The following is a 13,451-nucleotide window of genomic DNA, read 5'->3' as shown; positions in this document are numbered from 1 at the left end:
CCCGTAGAGCAGAACCATGAAAAAGACCGCAGCAGCCCTGCATATTCTGGTAAAAGAAGAGAAACTGGCTCAGGAGATCCTGGCCAAGCTGGAACGCGGCATCAGCTTTGATCATCTGGCGAAGCGTTACTCTAAATGCCCGTCCGGGCGCAATGGAGGGGATCTCGGAGAATTTCAACAAGGGGCGATGGTCGGCCCGTTCGATCAGGCGGTCTTTAGCTGCCCGCTTCTGAAACCCTACGGCCCGGTAAAAACCAAATTTGGCTACCATATCATTAAGGTGCTTTATCGACGCTGACGCGTGGTATATTGCGCCCCGATTTATTTCAACCTATTCAAGGCACGATCATGGCAAAAACAGCAGCAGCAGTGCATATCCTCGTTAAAGAAGAGAAACTGGCTTTAGATCTTCTGGAGCAGATTAAAAACGGTGCCGACTTCGGTAAGCTGGCGAAGAAGCACTCCATCTGCCCGTCAGGCAAACGCGGCGGTGACCTGGGTGAATTCCGCCAGGGCCAGATGGTTCCGGCGTTTGATAAAGTGGTTTTCTCCTGCCCGGTGCTGGAGCCAACCGGCCCGCTGCATACCCAGTTCGGTTATCACATTATCAAAGTGCTGTATCGGAAATAAACAGCAAGGCCTTCTCAAAGAGAAGGCCTTTAATGTTTACCCCCTCTTCCGGCGGGAGAGGGTCGGGGTGAGGGCATCAGCCCTCACCTGCGGTGTTAACCCGCTACTGCAATACGCTTCATATCGGTCATGTAACCGCGCAGTTTGTGACCCACTTTCTCGATCTGGTGGCCGCGAATGGCTTCGTTCACATCGCGCAGCTGCGCGTTATCCACGGCACCTTCCGCAATCGCCTTGCCCAGATCGCCGGTCTGCAGGGTGGTCATAAACTCTTTCAGCAGCGGTACGCAGGCGTAAGAGAACAGGTAGTTACCGTATTCTGCGGTATCAGAGATAACCACGTTCATTTCATACAGACGCTTACGGGCGATGGTGTTCGCGATCAGCGGCAGCTCGTGCAGCGATTCATAGTACGCAGATTCTTCGATGATGCCGGAATCCACCATGGTTTCGAACGCCAGCTCAACGCCTGCTTTCACCATCGCGATCATCAGTACGCCTTTATCGAAGTACTCCTGCTCGCCGATTTTACCTTCATACTGCGGTGCGGTTTCGAACGCGGTTTTACCGGTCTCTTCACGCCAGGTCAGCAGTTTCTTATCGTCGTTCGCCCAGTCCGCCATCATGCCGGAAGAGAACTCACCGGAGATAATGTCGTCCATATGTTTCTGGAACAGCGGCGCCATGATGGTTTTCAGCTGTTCAGACAACGCGTAAGCACGCAGCTTCGCCGGGTTGGACAAACGGTCCATCATCAGGGTGATGCCGCCCTGCTTCAGCGCTTCGGTGATGGTTTCCCAGCCGAACTGGATCAGTTTTTCCGCGTAGGCCGGGTCGGTACCTTCTGCCACCAGCTTGTCGAAGCACAGCAGAGAGCCCGCCTGCAGCATGCCGCACAGAATGGTTTGCTCGCCCATCAGGTCAGATTTCACTTCCGCCACGAAGGACGATTCCAGTACGCCCGCACGGTGGCCGCCGGTCGCCGCCGCCCATGCTTTGGCAATGGCCATACCTTCGCCTTTCGGATCGTTTTCCGGGTGAACGGCGATCAGGGTCGGCACGCCGAAGCCACGCTTGTACTCTTCACGCACTTCCGTACCCGGACATTTCGGTGCCACCATCACTACGGTGATGTCTTTGCGGATCTGCTCGCCCACTTCAACGATGTTGAAGCCGTGTGAGTAACCCAGCGCCGCGCCGTCTTTCATCAGCGGCTGTACGGAACGTACAACGTCAGAGTGCTGTTTGTCTGGCGTCAGGTTAACCACCAAATCCGCCTGCGGGATCAGCTCTTCGTAGGTGCCCACTTTGAAGCCGTTTTCGGTCGCTTTACGCCAGGAGGCACGCTTCTCAGCAATCGCTTCTTTGCGCAGGGCGTAGGAGATATCCAAACCGGAGTCACGCATGTTCAGGCCCTGGTTCAGACCCTGTGCGCCACAGCCGACGATGACCACTTTTTTACCCTGAAGGTAGCTCGCGCCATCGGCAAATTCGTCGCGCGCCATGAAGCGGCATTTGCCCAGCTGCGCCAGCTGCTGGCGCAAGTTCAGTGTATTAAAGTAGTTAGCCATGGGTGATACCTCGTGATGTTGTGTGTCTTATTGTTCGGTTCGCGTTTCAGCGAGAATGTACCCACATTACAACAGGAAATTTATTGCGGAAATTGATATATTCACAACGTCATATTGCAATTTTTGCAATGTAAAAAGAGGGAGTGGAATCGGTGGATTTACGCGATCTGAAAATGTTCCTGCACCTGGCGGAAAGCCGTCATTTTGGCCGCAGCGCCCGGGCGATGCACGTGAGTCCTTCCACGCTTTCACGCCAGATCCAGCGCCTTGAGGAAGACCTCGGCCAGCCGCTGTTCGTGCGCGATAACCGCACCGTCACGCTCACGGAAGCGGGTGAAGAACTGCGCATTTTTGCCCAACAGACTTTGCTGCAGTATCAGCAGCTGCGGCACTCTATCGATCAGCAGGGGCCGTCACTCTCTGGTGAACTGCATATTTTCTGCTCCGTGACCGCCGCTTATAGCCATCTGCCGCCCATTCTTGACCGCTTCCGCGCGGCACACCCGTCGGTTGAAATTAAACTCACCACCGGCGATGCCGCGGACGCCATGGAAAAAGTGGTCACGGGCGAGGCGGATCTCGCCATTGCCGGCAAACCCGAAACCCTTCCGGGCGCAGTAGCGTTCTCCATGCTGGAGAATCTGGCGGTGGTGCTGATCGCGCCGGCGCTGCCCTGCCCGGTGCGTAATCAGGTATCGGTGGAAAAGCCGGACTGGTCGGCGGTGCCGTTTATCATGGCCGATCAGGGACCGGTGCGTCGCCGCATCGAGCTGTGGTTCCGTCGGCAGAAAATCAGCAACCCGTCGATTTACGCCACGGTCAGCGGCCATGAGGCGATGGTGTCGATGGTGGCGCTCGGCTGCGGCGTGGCGCTACTGCCGGAAGTGGTGCTGGACAACAGCCCGGAGCCGGTGCGTAACCGCGTGATGATTTTAGAGCGCAGCGACGAGAAGACGCCATTTGAGCTAGGCGTGTGCGCACAAAAAAAGCGGCTGCATGAGCCGCTTATTGATGCGTTCTGGAAGATTTTGCCTAACCATTAAAGCCGGGTGGCGCTTCGCTTACCCGGCCTACACCCAGGCTACCCCTTAACCCGCCAGGAAGAACCTGAACGCCGGGTTATGGGTTTCGTCGTGGCACTCGTAGCCCAGCTCGTTCAACCGCGTTTCGAAATCCGGCTCGTGCTCGCCCAGCTCGAACGCCGCCAGCACGCGGCCGTAATCGGTGCCGTGGCTGCGGTAGTGGAACAGGGAAATGTTCCAGTGTGTGCCCAGCGTATGCAGGAACTTGAGCAACGCGCCCGGTGATTCCGGGAACTCAAAGCTGAACAGGCGTTCCTGGAGCGGCTTCGAGGGACGGCCGCCGACCATGTAGCGCACGTGCAGCTTCGCCATTTCATCGTCGGAAAGATCCACCACGCTGTAGCCACCGTTGTGCAGCAGATTGAGGATCTCTTTACGCTCCTCCAGGCCACGGCTTAAACGCACGCCGACAAAAATGCAGGCGTCTTTGGCATCGGCAAAACGGTAGTTAAACTCCGTCACCGAACGGCCGCCCAGCAGTTGGCAGAACTTGAGGAAGCTGCCCTTCTCTTCCGGAATGGTCACCGCCAGCAGCGCTTCACGCTGTTCGCCCAGCTCGCAGCGCTCGGAAACGTAGCGCAGGCCGTGGAAGTTGACGTTAGCCCCTGAAAGCACGTGCGCCAGGCGCTCGCCGCGAATGTTGTGCTGCGCGATGTATTTTTTCATCCCCGCCAGCGCCAGCGCGCCGGACGGTTCCGCCACCGCCCGCACGTCCTCGAACAGATCCTTCATCGCCGCACAGATAGCGTCGCTGTCTACGGTGACAATATCGTCAAGATATTCCTGGCACAGGCGGAAGGTTTCATCCCCAATGCGCTTCACCGCCACGCCCTCGGCAAACAGCCCGACGCGCGGCAGGTCTACCGGATGACCCGCATCCAGCGCCGCCTTCAGGCAGGCGGAGTCTTCCGCTTCAACGGCGATAACTTTGATCTGCGGCATCAGCTGTTTGATAAGCACCGCGACACCTGCCGCAAGGCCGCCACCGCCAACCGGGACGAACACGCGGTCGAGGTGGGCGTCCTGCTGCAGCAGCTCAAGCGCCAGCGTGCCCTGACCGGCAATCACCATCGGATGATCGAACGGCGGCACCCAGGTAAAACCCTGCTGCTGCGCCAGCTCAATCGCTTTGGCTTTCGCTTCGTCAAAATTGGCGCCGTGAAGCAGTACTTCGCCGCCGAACCCGCGCACCGCGTCGACTTTAATATCCGCGGTAGCAACAGGCATCACGATCAGCGCTTTCAGCCCCAGACGGGCAGAGGAGAAGGCGACGCCCTGAGCGTGGTTGCCCGCTGACGCGGTAATGACGCCGCGCGCTTTTTGCTCGTCGGTCAGCCCGGCCATCATCGCGTAGGCGCCGCGCAGCTTGAAGCTGTGCACCGGCTGGCGGTCTTCGCGCTTCACCAGAATCACGTTATCGAGGCGCGAAGAGAGTTTTTCCATTTTCTGCAGGGGCGTAACCTGCACGGCTTCATAGACCGGCGCGCGTAGCACCGCCCGGAGATATTCCGCCCCCTCAGGGGCGGCGGATAAGGGTTGCGACTCGGCCATCATTAGCCCCCAAGTTTAGATTTATCGCGCACCGCGCCTTTATCTGCACTGGTGGCAAGGCTCGCGTAAGCGCGCAGGGCGAAGGAGACTTCGCGCTGGCGATCTTTTGGCGTCCAGGCTTTGTCGCCGCGCGCTTCCTGCGCTTCACGACGGGCCGCAATTTCCTGGTCGCTCAGCTTCAGCTGAATACCGCGATTCGGGATGTCAATTTCAATCAGGTCGCCATCTTCGATGATCGCGATGTTGCCGCCGCTTGCCGCTTCTGGCGAGACGTGGCCGATGGAGAGACCGGAGGTGCCGCCGGAGAAACGACCGTCGGTGATCAGCGCGCAGGCTTTACCGAGACCCATCGATTTCAGGAAGGTGGTTGGGTAGAGCATCTCCTGCATGCCGGGGCCGCCCTTTGGCCCTTCGTAGCGAATGACAACCACGTCGCCTTCCACCACTTTGCCACCAAGGATAGCGTCCACCGCGTCGTCCTGGCTTTCGTATACTTTTGCCGGGCCGGTGAATTTCAGGATGCTGTCATCCACGCCAGCGGTTTTTACGATGCAGCCATTTTCCGCAAAGTTACCGTACAGAACGGCCAGACCGCCGTCTTTGCTGTAGGCATGTTCAAGAGAGCGGATGCAGCCTTCGGCGCGGTCATCGTCCAGGGTGTCCCAGCGACAGTCCTGGGAGAACGCCTGAGTGGTACGAATGCCCGCCGGGCCCGCGCGGAACATCTTTTTCACCGCGTCGTCTTTGGTCAGCATCACGTCGTACTGATCCAGCGCCTCCGGCAGCGTCAGGCCGAGCACGTTTTTTACGTCACGGTTCAGCAGCCCGGCGCGATCCAGCTCGCCCAGAATGCCCAGCACGCCGCCCGCGCGGTGTACGTCTTCCATATGGTATTTCTGGGTACTCGGCGCGACTTTACACAGCTGCGGCACTTTACGGGACAGCTTGTCGATGTCGCTCATGGTGAAGTCGATTTCGGCTTCCTGCGCGGCAGCCAGCAGGTGCAGAACGGTGTTGGTGGAACCGCCCATGGCGATATCCAGCGTCATGGCGTTCTCAAACGCGGCTTTACTGGCGATGTTGCGCGGCAGCGCGCTGGCATCGTCCTGCTCGTAGTAACGCTTGGTCAGTTCAACAATGCGCTTACCGGCGTTAAGGAACAGCTGTTTGCGGTCGGCGTGGGTCGCCAGCAGCGAGCCGTTACCCGGCTGAGAAAGACCCAGCGCTTCGGTCAGGCAGTTCATGGAGTTGGCGGTAAACATACCGGAACAGGAGCCGCAGGTCGGACACGCGGAACGTTCCACCTGATCGCTCTGCTCGTCGGACACTTTCGGGTCCGCGCCCTGGATCATCGCATCGACCAGGTCGAGCTTGATGATTTTGTCGGAAAGTTTGGTTTTACCCGCTTCCATCGGGCCACCGGAAACGAAGATCACCGGAATGTTCAGGCGCAGGGAGGCCATCAGCATCCCCGGGGTGATTTTATCGCAGTTGGAGATACAGACCATCGCATCGGCGCAGTGGGCGTTAACCATATACTCCACCGAGTCGGCGATCAGCTCGCGAGACGGCAGTGAATAGAGCATGCCCCCGTGACCCATCGCGATACCGTCATCCACCGCAATGGTGTTGAACTCTTTCGCCACACCGCCGGACGCTTCGATTTGCTCGGCAACCAGCTTACCGAGATCGCGCAGGTGCACGTGGCCCGGCACAAACTGGGTGAAGGAGTTCACCACGGCGATAATTGGCTTGCCGAAATCGGCGTCGGTCATTCCGGTGGCGCGCCACAGCGCGCGGGCACCGGCCATGTTGCGGCCGTGGGTGGTGGTGGCGGAACGATACTTAGGCATGCTTTATTTACTCCCGTCTGACTATTTAATGGGACGGTGCGTGCCGCCCCAAATTTATATTTAGTGATTAACCTGATCCAACCAGCCGTATTTGTCTTCTGTTTCGCCCGTAAAGAGGCCGAAGAAGGCTTGCTGAATGCGTTTGGTAACCGGACCACAGCGGCCTTCACCCACCTGAATGCCGTCTACGCTGCGAACCGGCGTGATTTCAGCGGCGGTACCGGACATAAAGACTTCATCCGCCAGGTAGAGGGATTCACGGGACAGAACCTGCTCGCGCACTTCGATACCCAGATCTTTCGCCAGCTTGATGATGGCGTCACGGGTGATGCCCGGCAGCGCGGACGAGGTGAATGGCGGCGTGAACAGAATGCCATCTTTCACTTCAAACAGGTTTTCACCTGCGCCTTCGGAGATGTAGCCATTCACATCGAGCGCGATACCTTCCTGGTAGCCGTGACGGCGCGCTTCGCTACCAACCAGCAGGGAAGAGAGGTAGTTACCGCCCGCTTTAGCGGCGGTCGGAATAGTATTTGGCGCAACGCGGTTCCAGGAAGAGACCATTGCGTCGATCCCCTGCTCCAGGGCTTCTGCACCCAGGTAGGCACCCCACGGGAACGCGGCAATGATCACATCGGTGTTGTAACCTGCAGGCGGGTTAACGCCCATACCGACGTCACCCACGAAGACCAGCGGACGAATATAGGCGCTGGTCAGGTTGTTCTTGCGAATCACCTCGCGGCAGGCTTCCATCAGCTCATCAACGCTCTGAGAAACCGGGAAACGATAAATTTTGGCTGAGTCATGCAGACGCTGCATGTGTTCACGATGACGGAACACCACCGGCCCTTTGTGAGAATCGTAGCAACGGATCCCTTCAAAGACTGAAGTACCGTAGTGCAGCGCGTGGGACATCACGTGGACCTTCGCGTCCTCCCAGCGAACCATCTCACCGTTGAACCAAATGTAATCAGCTTTTTTTGTCGTCATTTTCTCTTCCTGTCACGCTCAAGCGCGGATTTGTTGTGATGTGGTTGTGCTCTGGCAGATGGCAACATGGGCAACGTCTACCAGCTTTGATAACTGACTAAACAGTAAGTCGACCGGCCGCGGGCTGGCAACGGTTAATTCAATACTGATGTTTTGCGCATCGGTGGCCGTCTCCATATTCATAGAGCAAATCTGAAAGCCACGATGACGGACCACGCGCAAAACGCGTTCTAATGTTTCCGGGTTGAAGCGAGCCTGCACGGCAACCTGATGTTGCATCATGATAATTTCTCCAGCATTTGTGAGTTACTGGCACCTGGCGGTACCAACGGCCAGACATTCTCAAGCTCGTCGATTGAGACATGAAGCAGGTAAGGCCCTTCGCTTGACAGCATGGTGTCGAGTGCCGCTTCAACCTGGTCTTTACGGGTGATGTGCTGGCCGGGGATACCAAACGCATTGGCCAACATGAGGAAATCGGGGTTATCGGTGAGGGTGGTTTCGCTGTAACGCTCCTGGAAAAACAGCTGCTGCCACTGGCGAACCATCCCTAAACGCTGGTTATCAAGCAACACGATTTTCAGCGGTAACTGCTTGCGCTTCACGGTGCCCAGTTCCTGAACGTTCATCATGAAGGAGCCGTCACCGGAGATACAGATAACCGTGTCGTTCGGGCGGGCAACCTGCGCGCCAACGGCAGCAGGTAAGCCGAAGCCCATCGTGCCTAACCCGCTGGAGGTGATGAAATTTTCCGGACGGGTATAGGTCATGTGCTGCGCTGACCACATCTGGTGTTGCCCCACATCCGTCGTCACCACGCTATTTGCCGGTTTACGATCGGACAACTGCTTCAACAGCAGCGGTGCGTAGATAGCGTCGCCAGGATGGTCGTAACGCCAGGCGTGTTCAGCGCGCATGTCTGCGGCGTGCTGACGCCACGCGTTGATATCCAGCGGCTGCTGCAGTACCGGTAACAGCGCATTGAGATCGCCCTGCAAGGCAACATGCACCTGACGCAATTTGTTCATTTCCGCCGGGTCGATATCCATATGGATCACTTTGGCATTCGGCGCGAAGGTATTCAGCTTGCCGGTGACGCGGTCGTCAAAACGGGCGCCTACGGCGATGAGCAGATCGCACTCCTGCACCGCCAGGTTTGCCGCTTTGGTGCCGTGCATCCCCAGCATGCCCAGATAGTATGGGTAGTTCGCGTCTACGGCACCCAGACCTTTCAACGTGCAGGTGGCAGGCATTTGCGTCACCGCGATAAATTCACGCAGGGCGGGAACGGCCTGCGCCATGCCGACGCCACCGCCGACGTACAGCATCGGCTGTTTCGCCTGCGATATCATCTGACGCGCCTCTTCAACTTCCGCATGCGGAAACGCATCGTCGCTTTCAACGGTGGAGAAGTGCGGCTCCAGATCGCCTAAGGCCACCTGGATATCTTTCGGGATATCAACCAGAACCGGGCCGGGGCGGCCAGAGCTCGCGACTTCAAACGCCTCTGCCATCACGCGCGGCAGCTCTTCCAGAGACTGGACGAGGAAGCTGTGTTTGGTGCAGGCCAGCGATAAACCAAGGACGTCGACTTCCTGGAAAGCATCGGTACCGATGAACGGAGACGCCACCTGGCCGGTGATGGCGACAACGGGAACGGAATCCAGCAGGGCATCCGCCAGACCGGTGATTAAGTTAGTTGCGCCTGGGCCTGAAGTGGCCATGCAGACACCGGTTTTGCCCGTGGCACGAGCGTAACCAATGGCCGCCATCGCTGCACCTTGCTCGTGTCGGCACAACAGGTGTTCCATGCCGCCGTCATACAGTGCATCGTAAATCGGCATAATTGCGCCACCCGGATAACCGAATACGGTTTCCACTCCCTGCGCGCGCAACGCATGTACAACCCATTGTGCCCCATTCATAGTTAGTTCCCCGTCATAAATCTGGAGAAACAGAATTTTGTGCTAGTCGTCATGCTCTGCTCCTCATTTGCGTTTTTTAGTCATAAAAAAACCCCCGGACCTTTCGGTGCGGGGGTCTTAGTTCGTTAAGGCTTAATTTCTAAGCCTTTCCTCGTCCAAGTGCAGCCCCGCACGGTGGGATAATAATCACCACCACGCTAATCACGACCAGGCTAATCACTCGTAGAAGGGCTGTCATTTTCAGTTCTTTTTGCATCTTGTTCGAAGGAATACCTAAAGAGTTATCACAGTTTTCAAATCTAACACAAGATTTATTTATGACCACTTTGGTTAGCTTGCGAAGCAAATCTTTAAAAACCGTTGTTTTATATGAGAAAAATAGATGGTGAATATTTTTCATTTTTTTGGGTGTACAGGGGGCCTCAAAACGAGCAATTTTTTTCTGCGATGAGGCTTCCATTAAGAATAAATTATTGCAAATCGCTGCTAAAAGTCAGGAACAGCCCTCGTAAATCACAAAAATCGCACTAAAGATGTGAAGGCGACACTGGCATAGTCGAGCCCGAGGAGGTACTTATGTCACTGTCAGTTGTTTATACCCGCGCAGCTATTGGAGTAAAAGCACCGCTCATTTCCGTGGAGGTTCATCTGAGTAACGGACTCCCTGGATTGACGCTTGTCGGCTTGCCAGAGACAACGGTGAAAGAAGCCAGAGATCGGGTCCGCAGCGCTATTATTAATAGCGGTTATACCTTCCCGGCGAAGAAGATCACTATCAACCTCGCACCTGCGGATCTGCCCAAAGAGGGAGGGCGATATGATTTACCTATCGCTATTGCGCTTCTCGCGGCCTCTGACCAGCTTAATACGTCCAGGCTAGGCTCGTATGAGTTCATCGGTGAACTGGCGCTTACAGGTGCATTGAGAGGCGTTCCTGGTGCCATCTCAGGTGCGCTGGAAGCCATCCATGCCGGTCGAGAAATTATTCTTGCCAATGAAAATGGTGCCGAAGTGAGCCTGATAGCCGAGAAAGGATGCCTTATCGCCGGGCATTTGCAGGAGGTTTGTGCGCACCTTGAAGGGCGACATGCGTTGTCAGAGCCCGAGGAAGCGGAAGATATCATTCCTGAAAGTCCCGACGATCTCAGCGATATCATCGGTCAGGAGCAGGGAAAGCGAGCGCTGGAGATCACCGCCGCCGGCGGGCATAACCTGTTGCTTATTGGTCCGCCGGGTACAGGGAAAACAATGCTGGCGAGCAGGCTGAATGGGTTACTCCCTCCCCTCAACAACCATGAAGCACTGGAAAGCGCTGCGATAGTGAGTCTGGTGAGTTCAGTGTCGTTGCAAAAGCAGTGGCGACGTCGCCCTTTCCGCTCTCCGCACCACAGCGCTTCACTGACGGCCATGGTTGGGGGAGGCTCTATTCCGGGACCGGGAGAGATCTCACTGGCTCATAACGGTATCCTGTTTCTTGATGAGCTTCCTGAGTTTGAGCGGCGAGTCCTTGATGCCCTAAGGGAGCCCATAGAATCCGGTGAGATCCATATCTCACGTACCCGAGCCAAAATAAGCTATCCCGCGCGGTTTCAGCTGGTTGCGGCAATGAACCCCAGCCCATCGGGGCATTATCAGGGGAACCACAATCGCTGTACGCCAGAGCAGACGCTGCGATATCTGGGGAAGTTATCGGGACCTTTCCTGGACCGTTTCGATTTATCCCTCGAGATCCCCTTACCCCCTCCCGGCCTGCTCAGCCAGAGCAGTGTCAGAGGGGAGAGTACGGTAGAGGTTCGCGACCGGGTTATCGCTGCTCAGGCCCGGCAATATGTGCGGCAAAATAAACTGAATGCCCGCCTGGATAATGCTGAGATCCGGCAGTTTTGCCAGCTAAAGGATGAGGACGCAAAGTGGCTGGAGGAAACGTTGACGCGCTTTGGGCTCTCTATTCGCGCATGGCAGCGTCTCTTAAAAGTGGCCCGTACTATTGCCGATGTGCAAAAGTGCCATGAAATTGAGAGACACCATCTGCAGGAAGCGTTGAGCTATCGGGCTATCGATCGTTTGCTTGTGCACCTGCAAAAGTTACTGGCGTAAAAAAGGGGCCGTAGCCCCTTTTTTATTAGTCGTCAGACTCGGTGTAATCTTCTGCACCTTCCATCTGCGGCTTACCGCCAGACAGCGTATGGAAACGCTTTGGACGCTTAATGCGCGCCATGTACTTGATCCATACACGTTCTGCTTCAGATTGTGGCTCACGCTCACCACGGCACACGGAGACAAACTGCTTTTCATCTTCAGTTGCAGGCTCACGTTTACCCAGATCCAGCTCATTAAAGGCATAACCATGACGCTCAAGCAGCTGCGCCTCTTTGATGGTGAAATCGCCGTGACGAGAGAACCCGCGCGGATAATGTTTATTGTCGAAAAAACGATTAGTCGTCGTAAAGCTTTCCGCCATCCTACACGCTCCTAATTCTTTGGCCGAGCTATTTATGGCGCGGAGTATTAGTTACGCTTGACAGAGTGTAAAACAAAACATTTAAATCATAACGACAAATAATTTTGCGGAGAAAGATGTGGATACGGAATTGCTAAAAACTTTCCTTGAAGTGAGCAGAACACGCCACTTTGGGCGAGCAGCTGAAGCCCTTTACCTGACGCAGTCAGCGGTCAGTTTTCGTATTCGACAGCTGGAAAATCAACTGGGTGTGAATCTTTTTACGCGCCATCGCAACAACATCCGCTTAACGCCTGCCGGTGAGAAACTGCTCCCGTACGCAGAAACGCTGATGAATACCTGGCAGGCAGCCCGCAAAGAGGTTGCACATACGTCCAGGCACAATGAGTTTTCGATAGGGGCCAGCGCGTCCCTGTGGGAATGTATGCTAAGTCAGTGGCTTACCCGGCTGTATCATTCCCATGGCCATTTGCAATTTGAAGCCAGGATTGCGCAACGGCAGTCGCTGGTTAAGCAACTTCATGAGCGCCAGCTTGATCTTTTGATCACGACCGAGGCCCCAAAGATGGATGAATTCAGCAGCCAGATTGTTGGCCAGTTTGGCCTGGCTCTTTATGCCTCTGAGCCTTCAATGATGAAGAGTGACCTGACCTATTTGCGCCTGGAATGGGGCCCCGATTTTCAGCAGCACGAGACGGGGTTGATTGCCCCTGATGATGTTCCGCAGTTAACGACCAGCTCTGCGGAGATCGCCTGTCAGCAGCTGTCTCTGCTGAAAGGTTGTACCTGGTTACCTGTTCGCTGGGCAGACACTAAAGCAGGACTGCATACCGTGATGGATTCCACCACGCTTACCAGGCCGCTGTATGCCATTTGGCTGCAAAATAGTGATAAACAATCGCAGATAAAAGATCTATTAAAAATCAATGTCATGGATTGATACATCAGCCAGCAGAGATGCTGGCTGAAAATTTAGAAGAGGGGGTTTTTACAGTATTCCAGGCAAAAAAAAATCCTTTGCCGAAGCAAAGGATTATATATGGCAGGGGCGGAGAGACTCGAACTCGCGACACCCGGTTTTGGAGACCGGTGCTCTACCAACTGAGCTACGCCCCTAAAGTTTTTTACCATTAAGCCTGCCAGGTAGGCAGGCTTAATGTCTTAATAAGTGGCGGAACGGACGGGACTCGAACCCGCGACCCCCTGCGTGACAGGCAGGTATTCTAACCGACTGAACTACCGCTCCACCGAAGACTGCTGTAACCACCGGATTTATGCACCGGCTTACTACTTAATTTGATGCCTGGCAGTTCCCTACTCTCACATGGGGAGACCCCACACTACCATCGGCGCTACGGCGTTTCACTTCTGAGTTCGGCATGGGGTCA

Annotated in this window: 14 protein-coding genes, 2 tRNA genes and 1 rRNA gene; 5 read left to right on the top strand and 12 right to left on the bottom strand. The window is 55.8% G+C overall.

Going from position 1 to position 13,451, the window contains the following annotated elements:
• Positions 1-16: 16 nt before the first annotated feature.
• Positions 17-298: a peptidylprolyl isomerase PpiC gene (gene ppiC, locus M2433_RS22915; protein ID WP_004886860.1), complete on the top strand. Its 282-nt coding sequence runs from the start codon at positions 17-19 to the stop codon at positions 296-298.
• A gap of 50 nt (positions 299-348) precedes the next feature.
• The gene (gene ppiC, locus M2433_RS22910) at positions 349-630 is read left to right on the top strand and encodes a peptidylprolyl isomerase PpiC (protein WP_023309650.1); all 282 of its coding nucleotides are present in this window, start codon (positions 349-351) and stop codon (positions 628-630) included.
• A gap of 95 nt (positions 631-725) precedes the next feature.
• Here the strand turns inward: ppiC (M2433_RS22910) and ilvC are convergent, their stop codons facing one another.
• Positions 726-2,201, bottom strand: coding sequence for a ketol-acid reductoisomerase (ilvC, locus tag M2433_RS22905; protein WP_047345481.1), 1,476 nt, complete (start codon positions 2,199-2,201; stop codon positions 726-728).
• Between the two features lie 152 nt (positions 2,202-2,353).
• On the opposite strand from ilvC, the gene ilvY reads away from it, so the two are divergent.
• A complete protein-coding gene (gene ilvY, locus M2433_RS22900; protein ID WP_429057883.1) occupies positions 2,354-3,244 on the top strand; it encodes an HTH-type transcriptional activator IlvY in 891 nt (296 codons plus the stop codon).
• Positions 3,245-3,289: 45 nt separating this feature from the next.
• On the opposite strand, the gene ilvA is transcribed toward ilvY, so the two are convergent.
• The 7 genes from ilvA to ilvL form a co-directional block, all read right to left on the bottom strand.
• Positions 3,290-4,834 (bottom strand): threonine ammonia-lyase, biosynthetic, encoded by a 1,545-nt coding sequence (ilvA, locus tag M2433_RS22895; RefSeq protein WP_429057893.1) that lies wholly within the window; start codon positions 4,832-4,834, stop codon positions 3,290-3,292.
• Between the two features lie 2 nt (positions 4,835-4,836).
• Positions 4,837-6,687, bottom strand: coding sequence for a dihydroxy-acid dehydratase (ilvD, locus tag M2433_RS22890; protein ID WP_429057885.1), 1,851 nt, complete (start codon positions 6,685-6,687; stop codon positions 4,837-4,839).
• A gap of 60 nt (positions 6,688-6,747) precedes the next feature.
• Positions 6,748-7,677: a branched-chain-amino-acid transaminase gene (gene ilvE / locus M2433_RS22885; RefSeq protein ID WP_014885677.1), complete on the bottom strand. Its 930-nt coding sequence runs from the start codon at positions 7,675-7,677 to the stop codon at positions 6,748-6,750.
• A gap of 18 nt (positions 7,678-7,695) precedes the next feature.
• On the bottom strand, positions 7,696-7,959 hold the full coding sequence (gene ilvM, locus M2433_RS22880) for an acetolactate synthase 2 small subunit (protein ID WP_003860184.1): 264 nt from the start codon (positions 7,957-7,959) through the stop codon (positions 7,696-7,698).
• The gene (gene ilvG / locus M2433_RS22875) at positions 7,956-9,602 is read right to left on the bottom strand and encodes an acetolactate synthase 2 catalytic subunit (RefSeq protein WP_429057888.1); all 1,647 of its coding nucleotides are present in this window, start codon (positions 9,600-9,602) and stop codon (positions 7,956-7,958) included. Before ilvG ends, ilvM begins: the two co-directional genes overlap by 4 nt.
• A gap of 2 nt (positions 9,603-9,604) precedes the next feature.
• The gene (gene ilvX / locus M2433_RS22870) at positions 9,605-9,655 is read right to left on the bottom strand and encodes a peptide IlvX (protein ID WP_166792073.1); all 51 of its coding nucleotides are present in this window, start codon (positions 9,653-9,655) and stop codon (positions 9,605-9,607) included.
• 86 nt (positions 9,656-9,741) lie between these two features.
• A complete protein-coding gene (ilvL, locus tag M2433_RS22865; protein WP_001311244.1) occupies positions 9,742-9,840 on the bottom strand; it encodes an ilv operon leader peptide in 99 nt (32 codons plus the stop codon).
• 338 nt (positions 9,841-10,178) lie between these two features.
• On the opposite strand from ilvL, the gene M2433_RS22860 reads away from it, so the two are divergent.
• Positions 10,179-11,699 carry a YifB family Mg chelatase-like AAA ATPase gene (locus tag M2433_RS22860; RefSeq protein WP_429057890.1) on the top strand — a complete coding sequence of 507 codons (1,521 nt, stop codon included), beginning with the start codon at positions 10,179-10,181 and terminating at the stop codon, positions 11,697-11,699.
• Positions 11,700-11,724: 25 nt separating this feature from the next.
• Here M2433_RS22860 and M2433_RS22855 read toward each other — a convergent pair whose 3' ends face one another.
• Positions 11,725-12,063 carry a DUF413 domain-containing protein gene (locus M2433_RS22855; RefSeq protein WP_008501577.1) on the bottom strand — a complete coding sequence of 113 codons (339 nt, stop codon included), beginning with the start codon at positions 12,061-12,063 and terminating at the stop codon, positions 11,725-11,727.
• Positions 12,064-12,181: 118 nt separating this feature from the next.
• On the opposite strand from M2433_RS22855, the gene hdfR reads away from it, so the two are divergent.
• Entirely contained in the window at positions 12,182-13,003 is an 822-nt protein-coding gene (gene hdfR / locus M2433_RS22850) for an HTH-type transcriptional regulator HdfR (protein ID WP_248230086.1), read from the top strand.
• 100 nt (positions 13,004-13,103) lie between these two features.
• Here the strand turns inward: hdfR and M2433_RS22845 are convergent.
• From M2433_RS22845 to rrf, 3 genes are all read right to left on the bottom strand, one after another.
• Positions 13,104-13,179: transfer RNA gene (locus M2433_RS22845), tRNA-Trp, on the bottom strand.
• 53 nt (positions 13,180-13,232) lie between these two features.
• Positions 13,233-13,309, bottom strand: a tRNA-Asp gene (locus M2433_RS22840).
• A gap of 55 nt (positions 13,310-13,364) precedes the next feature.
• A 5S ribosomal RNA gene (rrf, locus tag M2433_RS22835) occupies positions 13,365-13,451 on the bottom strand; the annotation flags it as partial.

Origin of the sequence: Enterobacter sp. AC1, assembly GCF_050434705.1 — a bacterium.
Taxonomy (GTDB): domain Bacteria; phylum Pseudomonadota; class Gammaproteobacteria; order Enterobacterales; family Enterobacteriaceae; genus Enterobacter; species Enterobacter cloacae_L.
The sequence above is the reverse complement of the archived record's forward strand: the minus strand, read 5'-3'. Positions and strand labels throughout refer to the sequence as shown.

Bases quoted from the DNA above. Each gene is read 5' to 3' on its own strand.
- ppiC (WP_004886860.1), top strand. From the start codon at position 17: ATGAAAAAGACCGCAGCAGCCCTGCATATTCTGGTAAAAGAAGAGAAA.
- ppiC (WP_023309650.1), top strand. From the start codon at position 349: ATGGCAAAAACAGCAGCAGCAGTGCATATCCTCGTTAAAGAAGAGAAA.
- ilvC (WP_047345481.1), bottom strand. From the start codon at position 2,201: ATGGCTAACTACTTTAATACACTGAACTTGCGCCAGCAGCTGGCGCAG.
- ilvA (WP_429057893.1), bottom strand. From the start codon at position 4,834: ATGGCCGAGTCGCAACCCTTATCCGCCGCCCCTGAGGGGGCGGAATAT.
- ilvD (WP_429057885.1), bottom strand. From the start codon at position 6,687: ATGCCTAAGTATCGTTCCGCCACCACCACCCACGGCCGCAACATGGCC.
- ilvE (WP_014885677.1), bottom strand. From the start codon at position 7,677: ATGACGACAAAAAAAGCTGATTACATTTGGTTCAACGGTGAGATGGTT.
- ilvM (WP_003860184.1), bottom strand. From the start codon at position 7,959: ATGATGCAACATCAGGTTGCCGTGCAGGCTCGCTTCAACCCGGAAACA.
- ilvG (WP_429057888.1), bottom strand. From the start codon at position 9,602: ATGAATGGGGCACAATGGGTTGTACATGCGTTGCGCGCGCAGGGAGTG.
- ilvL (WP_001311244.1), bottom strand. From the start codon at position 9,840: ATGACAGCCCTTCTACGAGTGATTAGCCTGGTCGTGATTAGCGTGGTG.
- M2433_RS22860 (WP_429057890.1), top strand. From the start codon at position 10,179: ATGTCACTGTCAGTTGTTTATACCCGCGCAGCTATTGGAGTAAAAGCA.
- M2433_RS22855 (WP_008501577.1), bottom strand. From the start codon at position 12,063: ATGGCGGAAAGCTTTACGACGACTAATCGTTTTTTCGACAATAAACAT.